General features: G+C 43.0%; 13 protein-coding genes. 2 read left to right on the top strand and 11 right to left on the bottom strand.

Annotated features, from left to right (window positions below; translation table 11 throughout):
- Positions 1–111: 111 nt before the first annotated feature.
- The 7 genes from QZY09_RS00395 to QZY09_RS00365 all read right to left on the bottom strand — a co-directional run bounded on the left by QZY09_RS00395 (position 112) and on the right by QZY09_RS00365 (position 7,199).
- Positions 112–537, bottom strand: a complete 426-nt coding sequence (locus tag QZY09_RS00395) for a response regulator (RefSeq protein WP_295666626.1) — start codon at positions 535–537, stop codon at positions 112–114.
- A complete protein-coding gene (locus tag QZY09_RS00390; RefSeq protein ID WP_295666623.1) occupies positions 537–1,622 on the bottom strand; it encodes a hybrid sensor histidine kinase/response regulator in 1,086 nt (361 codons plus the stop codon). The genes QZY09_RS00395 and QZY09_RS00390 overlap by 1 nt, the downstream gene beginning before the upstream one ends.
- Positions 1,623–1,867: 245 nt before the next feature.
- On the bottom strand, positions 1,868–4,015 hold the full coding sequence (locus tag QZY09_RS00385; RefSeq protein ID WP_295666620.1) for a 7TM diverse intracellular signaling domain-containing protein: 2,148 nt from the start codon (positions 4,013–4,015) through the stop codon (positions 1,868–1,870).
- 39 nt (positions 4,016–4,054) lie between these two features.
- Entirely contained in the window at positions 4,055–5,182 is a 1,128-nt protein-coding gene (locus tag QZY09_RS00380; protein WP_295666617.1) for an Rv1355c family protein, read from the bottom strand.
- A 47-nt stretch (positions 5,183–5,229) separates the two neighbouring features.
- Positions 5,230–6,039, bottom strand: a complete 810-nt coding sequence (locus QZY09_RS00375) for a hypothetical protein (RefSeq protein ID WP_295666614.1) — start codon at positions 6,037–6,039, stop codon at positions 5,230–5,232.
- Positions 6,040–6,306: 267 nt separating this feature from the next.
- A complete protein-coding gene (locus QZY09_RS00370; RefSeq protein WP_295666611.1) occupies positions 6,307–6,786 on the bottom strand; it encodes a hypothetical protein in 480 nt (159 codons plus the stop codon).
- A gap of 59 nt (positions 6,787–6,845) precedes the next feature.
- Complete coding sequence (locus QZY09_RS00365) at positions 6,846–7,199, bottom strand: hypothetical protein (RefSeq protein ID WP_295666609.1); 354 nt, start codon at positions 7,197–7,199, stop codon at positions 6,846–6,848.
- Between the two features lie 74 nt (positions 7,200–7,273).
- Between QZY09_RS00365 and QZY09_RS00360 the strand changes: the two genes are divergently transcribed.
- On the top strand, positions 7,274–7,501 hold the full coding sequence (locus tag QZY09_RS00360; RefSeq protein ID WP_295666606.1) for a hypothetical protein: 228 nt from the start codon (positions 7,274–7,276) through the stop codon (positions 7,499–7,501).
- 29 nt (positions 7,502–7,530) lie between these two features.
- Here QZY09_RS00360 and QZY09_RS00355 read toward each other — a convergent pair whose 3' ends face one another.
- On the bottom strand, positions 7,531–7,764 hold the full coding sequence (locus QZY09_RS00355) for a hypothetical protein (RefSeq protein ID WP_295666603.1): 234 nt from the start codon (positions 7,762–7,764) through the stop codon (positions 7,531–7,533).
- A 293-nt stretch (positions 7,765–8,057) separates the two neighbouring features.
- Here QZY09_RS00355 and QZY09_RS00350 point away from each other — a divergent pair, with 293 nt between their 5' ends.
- Positions 8,058–8,789: a hypothetical protein gene (locus QZY09_RS00350; RefSeq protein WP_295666600.1), complete on the top strand. Its 732-nt coding sequence runs from the start codon at positions 8,058–8,060 to the stop codon at positions 8,787–8,789.
- Positions 8,790–8,903: 114 nt separating this feature from the next.
- Here QZY09_RS00350 and QZY09_RS00345 read toward each other — a convergent pair whose 3' ends face one another.
- The 3 genes from QZY09_RS00345 to QZY09_RS00335 all read right to left on the bottom strand — a co-directional run bounded on the left by QZY09_RS00345 (position 8,904) and on the right by QZY09_RS00335 (position 13,084).
- Entirely contained in the window at positions 8,904–10,064 is a 1,161-nt protein-coding gene (locus QZY09_RS00345; RefSeq protein ID WP_295666597.1) for a P1 family peptidase, read from the bottom strand.
- A 50-nt stretch (positions 10,065–10,114) separates the two neighbouring features.
- Positions 10,115–11,464, bottom strand: a complete 1,350-nt coding sequence (locus QZY09_RS00340) for an aminotransferase class III-fold pyridoxal phosphate-dependent enzyme (RefSeq protein WP_295666594.1) — start codon at positions 11,462–11,464, stop codon at positions 10,115–10,117.
- 162 nt (positions 11,465–11,626) lie between these two features.
- Entirely contained in the window at positions 11,627–13,084 is a 1,458-nt protein-coding gene (locus tag QZY09_RS00335; protein ID WP_295666591.1) for a CoA-acylating methylmalonate-semialdehyde dehydrogenase, read from the bottom strand.
- Positions 13,085–13,153: the final 69 nt, after the last annotated feature.

Here is a 13,153-nt window from a genome sequence, read left to right as displayed (position 1 = left end):
TTATGAAAAATACCTGGAGCGCGCACAACTAAAAAAAATGAATGAAAAGCTGGAAGAATCCAATGATCAATTGGAGTTTCTGTTGCGGCAAAAGCTGTTGTCATGACCATTTTATTTATTGCCTGCAGGTGGTACATACTTCAGCAATGAGGCCAGTTTTTCAAGCGTAAGGGGTTTTTCAACAAGGCTTTTTACCGTTTTAAAAGTTAATATTTTATAGATGTCCTTTGGATCGTTGGAAGTTGATAATACAGTTAAAACGATGATGACATATTTGTTTTGTATTTCCGCTGGTATTTTTTCAAATTCCTCAACAAATTTAAAGCCGCTCATTACCGGCATTTGCAGATCAAGTAAAATTACTTTGGGACGTACTGTGTCCAGGTTGTTGTTGTCGCGAATCAGTTCCAACGCCTCCTGCGCATCATTAAATGTCTTAATGATGAGATTTTGATTGGCCCGCTGCAAAAACTTTTGGGTTACATAGCAATCCAGCTCGCTGTCGTCAATAATAATAAATGAAAGTTCTGTATTCATCAGATGGATGGAATTGTTACTTTAAAAGTTGTTCCCCGGTTTAAAACAGAGCTCACTTCAATTTGGCCGTTTAATTTTAACAATGCACTTTTTACATTATATAACCCAAATCCAGACCCCACTTCCGCAGAATTTGAGCGAAAGAAAAGGTTGAATATTTCGCCCAGGTGGCTTTCCAAAATGCCAATGCCTGTGTCGCATACCTGGATTACGGCATTACCTTCGGCCACAACAATTTTTACTTCAACTGATTTTATTTCACCGTTCGGGTCCTGGTATTTAAAAGCATTTGATAAAAGATTGTTTACAATAAGCCGCAAGGGGGCCTCATCACATAAAAACACTTCATCTTGCTTGATGTCTACCTTGAACAAAACGTTGTTTATTTTTGAATTCACGATATAAATCGCCTTTAATTCATCAATAATCTTATTAAAATCAATTTCTGTTATTTTCAATTCGCCTCTTTGCATGCTATAATAATCGTGCATGCTTAAAACATAAGTATTTAGTTTTTTTACTGATTTTTCCATCAGGAACAGCATTTCCTTTATTTCGGAGGTATCGTCAATCTCTCTCGCCAGATTGATCGCCCCTAATATTCCGGTTAATGGCCCCCGTATATCATGGCTTACGCTGTAAGCAAACTTATTGAGCTCGTTATAAGCTTTCTGTAGTTCTTCATTTTTGACAGAAAGCATGGAATTGGCCATGTAAAATTTATTGGCTTCTTCTATCGCCCATATCATATCAGCCTCTATCCAGGGTTTCTTTACATACCTGAATATATTCCCCTTATTGATGGCATCAATAATCGATTCCACATCGGTATATGCTGTTAACACAATACGCACCGGCAGGGGGTGCGTTACCCTTATCTCTTCAAAAAAATCGACGCCTGTTTTACCGGGCATCCTTTGGTCACAAAATATGATCCTTATTTCGGGGTTATTATCCAGACAGGAAATAGCATCCGGTATGTTTACTGAAGTAAATATTTGATAATCAAGTCGCAATGATGCCTTAAAGCCAACCAGATTTTCCGGTTCGTCATCGACATACAATATTTTTATTTTTTCAGGCACGGCATTTTAGGTAAGGTAACTTTTCGGCAGGTATTTTGTTTCATTTGCAATTTAACTGTTTATGGTTTAAACAAATATAGGTAAGTTATGATTAGTAATAAATGACTACTATCAACCAATTAGGTGATTACAGTCATAAATATTGATGATGACGATCCCCTCTATCAATAACATTATATTTTCTACTCAGATACGCGAACCTGGCAGCATAAAAACATAATATTGGTGAATTTAAAATTACCTTTTTATTTGCTTTCTGCCAGAGCTATGGGTAGCTGTAGTATAAATTCAGTGCCTTCATTTAAGGTGCTGTTTATTATTATTTGTCCGTTATGTTTTTTAATGGCTTTGTAGGCTATTGACATGCCCAACCCTGTGCCTTCCCCTACGTCTTTTGTTGTAAAAAATGGATCAAATACCTTTTTCTGTGTTTGGGCATCCATTCCTGTTCCATTGTCTTTTATCTTTATATATACATGGTTTTCATCGTAACTTGTTTCGATAATAATCGCCCCACCCGTGTTTTCGCCAAATTTTTTCTGTACCGCGTAAATGGCGTTTGAAATTATATTTAAAAATACCTGGTTTAGTTTCCCGGGGTAACACTCAATAGGCGGCAACACGGCATATTGTTTTACTACTTTTATTTTGTTTTGCAGCTGGTTGTTTATGATAACGAGGGTTGAATCCAGCCCCTCATTCATATCGGCCATCTTCAGGTCGTCTTCATCCAAACGCGAAAATATTCTCAATCCTTTCACTATTTCGGCCGTGCGGTTTGCGCCATCATTTATTCCTTTTATCAAATGTTTGATCTCCATTGCCAGGTAATCAAAATCGAGTTCGTCTTTATAGGCCTTTATCTTTTTTTGCTTTTCGGCAACTGAATCATCCGACAGGCCCACATTCTCTATCACCTCAAAAGCCTCAAGGATCATTTTAATATCGCGGTTTAAGGGGTTAATGTTGGATGTTACAAAGTTTATCGGGTTGTTAATTTCGTGGGCTATTCCGGCGGTGAGCTGGCCCAGCGATGCCATTTTTTCAGCTTCTACCAATTGGCCCTGTGCCTGCTTTAAATCGTCGAGCGTTTTATTCAGTTCGTGGTTTGATTCGCTTAGTTCAACGGTACGTTCATTAACCTTTAACTCCAAAACAACATTTTGTTCCCGGATAATTTTTTCGTTTTCCTGTAATACCCTTAAGGTTTCTTCCTGCGATTTTTCTTTCTCCGCCTTGAATATGTTAAGTCTGTCTGCAAGCGCCAGGGATAGCAGGATAACCTCAAAAGCTATACCTACCGGCATGGTATAATTGGTGTAATTATTGTAAGGCAACACACCTAAATTACGTAACGCAAATAATACTATTCCGGTAAAGAACATGGCCCAGGCCAGCAAAAAAAACTTTGCCGAGCGGTAACCCCTAAGTGACAGCGTTATTAAAGTAATAAAACCAATAACGGTTACAAGTAATGCAGCAACATCGGTCATTCTGTAACTGATCAGCGGATATCCGCACAGGCGTGCAATAATAGTCAGCGAATATAATAGGATAAGAAACTTAAATGCTTTGCCCATTATTGGCATCCGTTCTTTAATTTCCAGGAAGGATTGTGCAAATAATGAAAACGCGATTCCGGCCACCGCATTGAATATAATTGTACCCATATCAAACAATACCGGGTGATTCGGAAACAGAAAGCGATAAGTGTAGCCCGACAATGAAGTTTGGGTAAGCGCTATAAATAGCGTATACAACACATAATATAAATAACTGATATCCTTTGTGGAGATAAATACAAAAGAATTATAAAGTATCATAACCAATAGTATGCCCACAAGAATACCCCATAGCATATCTCGGTTTAGTTCCTTTTCGGCATTTTTTTGTGGCGTACCTAATATTAATGGCAATACCATTGCCTCATTACTTTGAACTTTAAGATAAAATGTGGCTGTACTGTCTTTAGGGATTTGAACGTCGAAAAGAAAGTCCTGGTGCTTGTATTTTCTTTTATAAAAAGAATTATTATCGCTTAACTTTTCCGCATTGTATACACCATTAACCGGAAAGTAAAACTCACATACATCCAGGGTAGGATATTCAAGGCTGAGCAGCAGCTGTTTTTCTGGACTCTCATTCTTAATTGTGAATCGTAACCAAAAGGCAGATGTACTGAGTTGCAGGTTTGGGACCTGTGTTTGCGACTGGACAAATCCGGTAGATTTGCGCACAGTGTTCATATCAAAATGTTTTGTGCGATCTTCCAGAATAGCTACATTTTTACCAATAACTATATTAGCCCCCCTGAAAATGATAGTTTTTTGAGCAATTCCCCTGGGTAAAAAAAAGGCTTGCAGGAATAAAAGGCATAAATAAATCTTTTTCATAATAGAAGGAGAAAATTACGCTTAAAACCGATTAATTTTTCAGGTAAATGCAATTTGCGTTTTATCATCAATAATTTCATCAAGATCAACATAATATCGTCCGGAATCGTGAAACTGGTCCAACAAAATACGACGGCAAACATCTGTTGTAACGCCCCCGCCTAAAGTAACAGAAGAGGCCAGTTGAGGCCATGTATTGATAGATTTTTTTACCTCGAGCATTGATGCTTTTAGCCTTGTTGACATCGTATCTGCGCCGACTATTCTAAGAATATAGGGAATTTTTTCTTCGTTAGTCAGGTGCTCAATGCTTTCAGGGTCAAGCCCATCTGCAAGCCCGTGTAAAATAGGCCTTGCAGGTTCACGGTCAAACCGTTCAATGTCCATCATGCCCCTGTCGTTGGTATCCATTACAACAGGTATTTGAAATTCGCGGGCCTTGTAACGGCTTTTTATTTTAATGTTCAATCCATCACAAACTTCAATAAATAAATCTAACTTATCTCCTCCCAAAAAAAACTCATCCATATTGGCGTCATTCAGCCCGTCGCTAAATAGCTTAACATTCAAAAATGGATCGATCTCATAAATTTCCCGTGCCGCAATAATAGTTTTATTGAGCCCAAGGTTGTGCACGCCTGTCCGGATCCTGTTTAAGTTGCTTAACTCAGCTGTATCAAAATCAGCTAATCTAAGCTCCCCGCAAACACGCTCCATCACTATAGTTAATGCTATGGATTGCCCTACCGATAAGCCCACAATACCAATTTTCTTCGTCCTGAGTTTTTCCTGTTCTTCCCTTGTTATTTTATTTCGGTTTCTGTTTGTTCGTACCTCAATAAATTCTTCCTCATCCAACAGGTGTACTAATCTTTGGTTCCAGGGGTAATAAACCCATACGCCATATTCCTGAATATCTCTTTCGGCCAAATGCTTACCGATAAGTTCCGGATATTGATCTGGCTTTAAATTTATGGAAGGGTTTTGCACCTTAATCAGTTCTTCCAGCTGACCGTATATTTCATCACACACGAATTTAACCCTGCCCACTTCCAGTAATTCCTGGAAAGTCTGTTTATCCCTGGTACTGGCGAGCCGGAGTATAATGGGTTGGTAAACTTCTTTATCGTTATTAAAATCTTCGCGGAAGCGGGATATATTGTTCATAGCGTTTTTTGATGCTTTTTTATAGTAAGGTATCCAGGCCTGATTGCTTAAAAAAAAGCAAGTACATTTACTTCGATTTTATTGCCAAGGAAAGTTTGCGACGCAGTTGTTATCGTTTCAGCCAGGTTCCATTGATCAAGATTAGGGATAATTAGCTGAAAATCAATAGTAATTTCTTTGTTTTTTAATTCGTTTATTTTAAAACTGTCCGGTTTGCCCCGCATTTCAAATATGGCCAGCCTGTCTTCTTCCCGGGCCTTTTTTAAGGCCGAAACATCGTGTAAAATCATCGCCGTTGCAACCAGGTCAAGTTTGGGGTAATAAAAAGTGCCGTTATTGCCAATACTATCAACCAGTACCATACCGCAATTTACTACTGGTTTTACAGTATAAGGGGCGCATAAAGCGAAGAGAGATTTTAAACCTATTTGCGATGAAATAGCAATAAGCGTACGTATGAGCAGGGGGGTGCCGATGCCGTAGCCGGCAAGTTCGTTTGAGTTCCATAAGCCGCAGATCTCGCCGGTGCCGTGCTGCGCGTAGGTCCACACCAGTTCAAATATTCCCGGATCCATTTTGCCGGTTGCCTGTTCAATGGGTAAGGGCTCCGATCCGCCCGAAACATGCACCCTTGCGCCGCCATATACTTTTTTGCCGTCAAGCGATTCAACAATAATAACAAATACAGCGGGGTTGCTTGCCCACCCGTTTTTTGACGAGGTAACCTTGGTAACACCAATGCTGGTTAAAACCTCCGTGTGGCCTTTAATAAACAGTTCACAGGTTTCGGGCTCATCAATAGCCCTGAACGCCCGCATCCTTACCTCGGGCTTTTGTTGTTTTAAAACATCCTCCATCTAATAGTCCTGTTCCGGTAAGTAATTTTTTAAGCTAATCGTGAAGTTTTGCCTTGAAGTAAATCGGATGTATTTGATTATCAATCCGTTAAATTTCGGGCAGTAAACCTCGTTACCTTTATACGTAAAACAGGGGGTAATTGTTATTAAATTTTTGATTGTTTTTGACGGAGAAATAACCTTAAGGCGCTTGCGCCAGGGAGGTTAATATTGAAATATCCGTTCGTTTTTGGGTGAAACAAACAACGGATATTGAATTGCTGCGGGCTATTTTTGCAGCGTTACCAGGTTTGGCCCATTAGCGCTGGTGAATACAACACTGCCATCGTACGAAATTGAATTAAGCATAAGGAAAGAGCAGCAACCGCCTGTATTTGAAGTGTTGAATAAAATAATGTCCTGCGGTAAATTGGCTATCTGCATGGTTACCGTATCCACATTGTGCAGTGTGTTGATGTACATATAAAAGCCATCGAACGTACTGTCCGGTCTGAGCACTACGCTATCCGGTTTGCCATTAACCAAATGGTGCATTACCAGCTGGCTGAATTTATAAGGCGCGCCTGCTCCATAAAACAGGTTGTTGGCGCTGGTTTTATCCACTACCTTAAATTGCATGTGCGGCAATTGAATAGCGATCATAGGGCAGGGGCCGCATTTATTACGGCTGTGGCCGGTACTGGTACAGCCGGCAGCCAGGATAATATACCCTGTTGCCGCCATCAGCAAATATATAAACGATCTCATGATGTAAATTTAATACTATTACGACGGCGTGCAGCCAAATGTAACAGGGCAGCAGCTATTTATAATGATTGGCAAGCCATCTTATTGTCCGCAAATATGGCACCGGAATACAGGCTTGAGCACATCGGGATCTTTTTTACAAAGTAACTGGTGTTTAAATAGCTGGTAAAAAAATAGTTCACCGCCTGCTGTACCAGGTCGGCATCCAAGGTTGCTGTGGCATTAACCGCTTCAAAAACATAATCGCAAACCTGCTCAAAGCCGGCTGTTTCGCGGTAAAGTGTTGCTATAATGATTGCGCCATTATCCTGGTAGGTTAGCGGCCTGTTTTTTTCGGCTTTTATTATAAATCCTGCTGTTTCATTGGTGATGTATACCGCGTCCATATCCGTTTGTACAATGAAATTATCCATGCTATGCTCCTTTGTAAAACAAATATATGCTAAAAATATTAGCATTTTATAAATTTATTTTTAAATTTGTTTACATGGATAATGATCAATGCTCGGTAGCTTTTGAGCTTAAGTATTCGGGTAAGTTGTTTTTTTGTGAAGCGCAATTGCAGGGGTACTGCTATAAGGTTTATTTCAATAACCGCTATATGGCCGATATGGAATACGATGCCGCGGCAGGGTGGATCCAAACGAACGGAACGCTGCTGCCTGCTGCCACTATTGAAGAAATAGGCGCACATATTGACGGGCAGCTTGACTGAAATAAGTGTTATGGAATTTTAACGGTGCATTACATCCGCATACGCAGGGAAACCGAACGGCCGAGTGCCTGGATCAACTCCGGATCGATAGTTTTGCTATCGTCTTTTTGTACCCAAACCCTTTTTTCGTTTTTTATCAACCCAATCTTTTCGCCGTTCAGCAATAAATTCAATTCAGTACTGTGCTGATCGATCAGCTTACTGTCAATAATTTGGTATACGTAATCTTTATCGTTAAATGTAATGCGCAGCGGTAACCCCATAGCTCAAATCCTCCTTTGTAAAGGTAACTTTTAATCTTGAATTAAAAAACAGCATGTTTTAATCGGGAGGAAAGCCCGGTGAGACCATGGTCGATGGCACATGGCAAATGGGGGAATAAGCCGGGCCCCACCACCTTCTACCATGGACCAAAACGGGTATCCATTTGGTTTATTTCTATTGATTATACTACTAAAATCACATTTTAAAAAACTGCCTTATACGTGATATTTGCAACCAACGGCATATTTACCGGTGAGCGTTATAATCGTGTATTGCCGATAAATATCCTGATATGAAAAAATTGATCCCGCTGTTATTGGTGTTTGCAACCGTACAGTCCTTCGCCCAAAAAACCAGTACCGATTCTTTACAGGCCATGCCAGAAAGGCTTTTTAACAAGGGTAATATCCTCAACTGTACCTTGTTGGGCTATCGCAAGGCCTATGTATATAGGTTCCTGTTTAACGGGGCAAAAAAACCAATTAAAGCTTCCCTTAAACACGAAATGACCAATGGGGGCGAAGACCCGGTTTTGATAGCGGATAAGGCTTTTAATAACGAATGGTATTACTCAAAAGACGTAACCAGCTACCTGCAGGAATGGGTATTTGAGATCGTTCCCTCGCACGATACCTTTAAATTTGCCACCTGGCAGCAGGGCGTTAACCCCAGCGGTGCAACCGACCAAATGTTTGTGCACTTACCCGGCGGCGTTTTTAACCTAACCAAAGGGCTTGATACCACTGCTTATAAGCACTGGAAGCTGTTTATGGCGATGAACCCCATCAATTACGACTCCACCTGGGTTAGCCACAGAACATTGCCTGTAAATGCTGATCCATCCGTTAAGGACGAGATGTATGAGGCCAAAAACAGGCTCAAACTCACCGTTTATAATTTTGCCAGCCAAACCGAAGAGATGGGCATCGCCCAATGGGGCGACCTGTTTTTTCCCTTTTATTACCGCGTCCGCAAAAAAAATGAACCGCAATTCAGCCTGTCAAGCGTGCAGTTGGGGTTTTAATGGTCAGTAACAAGGATGGCTTTTTTGTCTGACCCCGGATTCGTAAGATTAGAGGAATTAAGGCGATGTTCGTTCATTATTCGACATTCGGTGTTCGATATTATAATGCCTAATTTATTTTACCCTTCCATATTTCCTCAATAATTCCATCACCTTATCATGCGGCAGGGCGTAGGTGGTATTGCCGTTAACGCCTGTCATGGTATCGGCGGCAACCATGGCATTGATGATGGCTTCTTCAACGGATTGCACCGTACCTTCAAACAGCGGGTTGATCTGGTCATTCGGAAACTGTTTTACGCTCACCACTTTTTGGCGGTTAAACGCGCCGGGGTTAGCGGTGGAAAAGGCAATAAAAATATCGCCTGAACCATTTTCGCCGCGGCCGCCAACTTTACCAACGCCAAGGGCAATGCGTTGCGCTATACGTTTAAGCTGATGCGGCAGGAGCGGGGCATCGGTAGCCAAAACCACGATGATAGAGCCGTCGCCTTCCTGGTAATGGCTTTGTGCCAGTTTATGTACGACGGAATTAAGGGTGTCCTTTAGTTCGATGCCGATGGGTACGCCGTCAATAGTCAGGTTTTTCTTTTGCCCGAAGTTGGATTGTACCAAAACGCCGATGGTATAGGTCGAGTCGCCGATCCTGATCAGCCTTGAGGCGGTGCCCGTACCGCCCTTAAAGCCCAGGCAGCGCATTCCGGTGCCGCCACCAATGTTGCCTTCCTGTACGGGGCCGCTTTTGGCCGTATTAAGGGCCTCAAAGGCATTGGCTTCGGTTACATGGAAGCCGTAGATATCATTTAAAACCCCATCCCAGGTTTCGGCAACCACGGGGTAGGTGTACCATCCTTCTTCCTTGATCCAGTTTTTCTGTACAAACCATTTCAGCATCGCATCACGGCACACCCCAACGCTGTTGGTATTGGTGATCATGATGGGCGTTTCCAGAAAGCCCGATTCAGTTACCCAAGTGGTGCCTGTCATTTCGCCATTACCGTTCAGCGTGTACCAGTTGGCATAAACCGGCACGCTGGATTGCCCCCTCGGGAAAATAGCCGTAACCCCCGTACGGGCAGGCCCCTTGCCAATAATATTTTTGCCTTCGCCCTCAATAATCGTACTAAAACCTACTTCTACACCTTTAACGTCGGTAATAGCGTTGTATTTGCCGGGTGTACCTTCAAAGGGGATACCGATATCCCTGGCCCTTGGTTTTTGCGCGTACGACATGGTTTGAGTGAGTAAAATTGCAACAATTAAGGAAGTTCTCATGTTAATTATTGAATTAGTTAATTATTGAATTAGTGATTTGCAAACACCTTTTACCTTTCACCTAAAGAAGTATCCGCAATCTTTATCGCTTCGCTGATGATCGCCAGGCCCTCGTCAATCTGCTCTTTGGTAACACATAGGGGCGGTGCTATAAAGATAAAGTTCCAGCGCACAAAAGTGTACATGCCCAGTTCTTTTATTTTAGCGGCAACTTTATTCATTACCTTCATTTCATCGGGTTTGGCATTAAAGGGGGCCATAGGCTCTTTGGTGTCGCGGTTCTTCACCAGTTCGATACAGCCCAGCAGGCCGGTATTGCGCCAGTCGCCGATGGACGGGTGTTTTTGTTTCAGCAGTTCTACCTGTTCATCCACATATTTACCCATGGCGATGGTGTTTTCAATCAGTTGGTCATCTTCGTAGATCTGCAACGTTTCCAAAGCAGCGGCACAGCAAACCGGGTGGGCGGAGTAGGTGAGGCCCAGCGGCAGCATGGCATCATCATATTTGGCAGCTATCTTATCGGTCACCATTAAACAGCCGAAAGGCAGGTAGCCGCAGGTAAGGCCTTTGGCCATGGCCACCATATCAGGCACGATTCCATGGTTCTGGAAACCGAACCATTGCCCGGTACGGCCAAAGCCGCTCATTACTTCGTCAATGATGAGCAGGATGCCGTTTTTATCGCAGATCTCTCTAACGGCTTTCATATAACCTTCGGGATATTTAAAGCAGCCCGATGTGCCTGATTCGCCCTCAAAAAGCATAGCGGCAATATTACCCGGACCTTCATAAGCGATCAGCCGTTCCAGCTGGGCTACAGCATCGCTCAGCAAAGTATCCTTACCATAGGGCCAGCGGTAGGCGTAAGGGATATCAATATGTACAAAATTAGGCGCCTGTTGTGCATCCGCAGGTATTTTACGCGGGTCGCCACCGGCCGACATTACCCCATAAGTTGAACCATGATAGGATTGATACCGGCTGATGATCTTGTGCCTGCCGGTATACAGGCGGGCCAGTTTAATAGCATTCTCGATAGAAGTAGCGCCGCATAGGGTGAAAAATGCTTTGTTCAAATCGCCCGGGCAGATCTCAGCCAGCTTTTTGCCGAGGTCGCCACGGGCTTTGGTAACGCAGCTGGGGGTAACGTAAGCTACTTCCTGCATTTGTTTAACCACTGCATCAGTGATCCGCTGGTTGCCATGGCCAATGTTAACATTCATCAGCCCCGATGAAAAGTCGATATAGCGTTTGCCGTCATAATCATACAGGTAAACGCCTTCGGCCCGTTTAACGGCAATCGGGTCAATGCCTTTTTGTTTAGTCCATGAGAATAAGGTATGCTCCATGTTATCATGGATGATTTCCTGTGCTGCTGAGATTTCGGTGTCTATCATATAAGCCCCCTCTAAATTGCGAAGCATTCATGAATGCCTCTTTAAAAAAATTAATTTATGAATAATCTCCCCCGGCGGGGGAGACTTTTTTTATTTTTGGTTTAATTCTTATTTTTTCTAACTCTTTTAAAGCCCTCCCCGGAGGGGAGGGTTGGGAGGGGCTCAACTCATCCAATTCACCCCTGCCTCTGCGTTCCATTTGGTGGTGCTCTTTTTTAGTTTGGTCCAAAACTCAATGGAGCTTTTGCCCGTAATATCGCCTACGCCAAACTTACTTTCGTTCCATCCGCCAAAGGAGAATGGCTCACGCGGTACCGGCACGCCAATGTTTACACCTACCATGCCTGCGCTTGCTTTCTCGATCACATACCGTGCAGCGCCACCGTTTTGGGTGAACACGCTGGCCGCATTACCATAAGGGTTAGCATTTTCAATCGCAAGGGCCTCATCCAGCGTATTGGTGCGGATGATAGCGATCACCGGGCCAAATACTTCTTCGCGGGCAATGGCCATATCAGGGGTAACATAGTCTATTACCGTGGGGCCCACATAGGTGCCGTTCTCCTTGCCGTGAACCTTTACGTTACGGCCATCCACCAGTATTTTAGCGCCCTGTGCCTCTGCTTCGGTAATATAGCGTTCAATGCGTTCCTGCGATGCCTTGTTGATCACGGCTCCCAGCGTATCGCCGGCAACCAGTTTCCTGGCTTCAATACAAATTTTATCTACAATATGGTCAACCGGGCCTACGCCCAGCATCGCGGAAGCCGCCATGCAGCGTTGCCCGGCACAGCCGCTCATGGAGGCAGTTACATTTTGGGCGGTCATATCAGGCGCAGCATCGGGCAGTACCAGTAAATGGTTTTTGGCGCCCCCAAGTGCAAGGCATCGTTTTAAATTTTGAGTGGCCCTGCGATAAACGTGTTGGGCGATCTTTGTCGACCCAACAAATGATACGGCTTCAATACCTGGATGATCGCAAATAGCATTCACAATTTCTGCGTCACCGTGTACTATATTAAGTACACCATCAGGTAAACCGGCTTCTTTTAGCAGCAGTGCGATACGGCCAATACTCAGGGGTACTTTTTCTGACGGTTTGATGATCATGCAATTGCCTAATGCGATAGCGTTAGGAATGGTCCAGTTGGGTACCATTGTGGGGAAGTTAAACGGAACGATAGAGGCCACCACGCCTAAAGGCGCTTTTTCGGTGCGGCATTCAACACCTTTGCTTACTTCCAGTAGCTCGCCGGTTACCAGCTGGGGGAGTGAGCAGGCAAATTCTGTCAGCTCGATACACTTTTCGATTTCGGCAATAGATTCGCTGATCGTTTTGCCGTTTTCTTCACTCCCCAGGGCTGCCAATTCATGCAAATGTTTTTCCAGCAAAGCTTTGTACCGGAAAAAAACCTGGACACGTTCCTTAATGGGTGTTTTGCTCCAGGTAATAAAAGCTTCCCCGGCGGCTATCACTGCTATATCCAGGTCGGTAGTTATAGAGCAAGGTAATGCCGTAAGCAATGTGCCGTCGATAGGCGAATGGATATGAATTATCCTTTGCGATTCAATTGGAACAAACCTGCCGTTTATAAAATTTTCAATTCTATCGTATTTCATTTGCATCAAAATTACTGCATAATTTTTATATTATAATACATAATACTAAAAATTATTTATTTTTGATGG

This window comes from uncultured Mucilaginibacter sp., from assembly GCF_903913935.1.
In the GTDB taxonomy this organism is placed as follows: Bacteria; Bacteroidota; Bacteroidia; order Sphingobacteriales; family Sphingobacteriaceae; genus Mucilaginibacter.
Note: the sequence above shows the minus strand (reverse complement) of the source record. Positions and strands in the feature narration are given on the sequence as shown.

Excerpts from the sequence above, each read along its gene's own strand:
- QZY09_RS00370 (WP_295666611.1), bottom strand. The coding sequence starts at position 6,786 with ATGAGATCGTTTATATATTTGCTGATGGCGGCAACAGGGTATATTATC.
- QZY09_RS00340 (WP_295666594.1), bottom strand. The coding sequence starts at position 11,464 with ATGATAGACACCGAAATCTCAGCAGCACAGGAAATCATCCATGATAAC.
- QZY09_RS00395 (WP_295666626.1), bottom strand. The coding sequence starts at position 537 with ATGAATACAGAACTTTCATTTATTATTATTGACGACAGCGAGCTGGAT.
- QZY09_RS00375 (WP_295666614.1), bottom strand. The coding sequence starts at position 6,039 with ATGGAGGATGTTTTAAAACAACAAAAGCCCGAGGTAAGGATGCGGGCG.
- QZY09_RS00345 (WP_295666597.1), bottom strand. The coding sequence starts at position 10,064 with ATGAGAACTTCCTTAATTGTTGCAATTTTACTCACTCAAACCATGTCG.
- QZY09_RS00350 (WP_295666600.1), top strand. The coding sequence starts at position 8,058 with ATGAAAAAATTGATCCCGCTGTTATTGGTGTTTGCAACCGTACAGTCC.
- QZY09_RS00365 (WP_295666609.1), bottom strand. The coding sequence starts at position 7,199 with ATGGATAATTTCATTGTACAAACGGATATGGACGCGGTATACATCACC.
- QZY09_RS00360 (WP_295666606.1), top strand. The coding sequence starts at position 7,274 with ATGGATAATGATCAATGCTCGGTAGCTTTTGAGCTTAAGTATTCGGGT.
- QZY09_RS00335 (WP_295666591.1), bottom strand. The coding sequence starts at position 13,084 with ATGAAATACGATAGAATTGAAAATTTTATAAACGGCAGGTTTGTTCCA.
- QZY09_RS00385 (WP_295666620.1), bottom strand. The coding sequence starts at position 4,015 with ATGAAAAAGATTTATTTATGCCTTTTATTCCTGCAAGCCTTTTTTTTA.
- QZY09_RS00355 (WP_295666603.1), bottom strand. The coding sequence starts at position 7,764 with ATGGGGTTACCGCTGCGCATTACATTTAACGATAAAGATTACGTATAC.
- QZY09_RS00380 (WP_295666617.1), bottom strand. The coding sequence starts at position 5,182 with ATGAACAATATATCCCGCTTCCGCGAAGATTTTAATAACGATAAAGAA.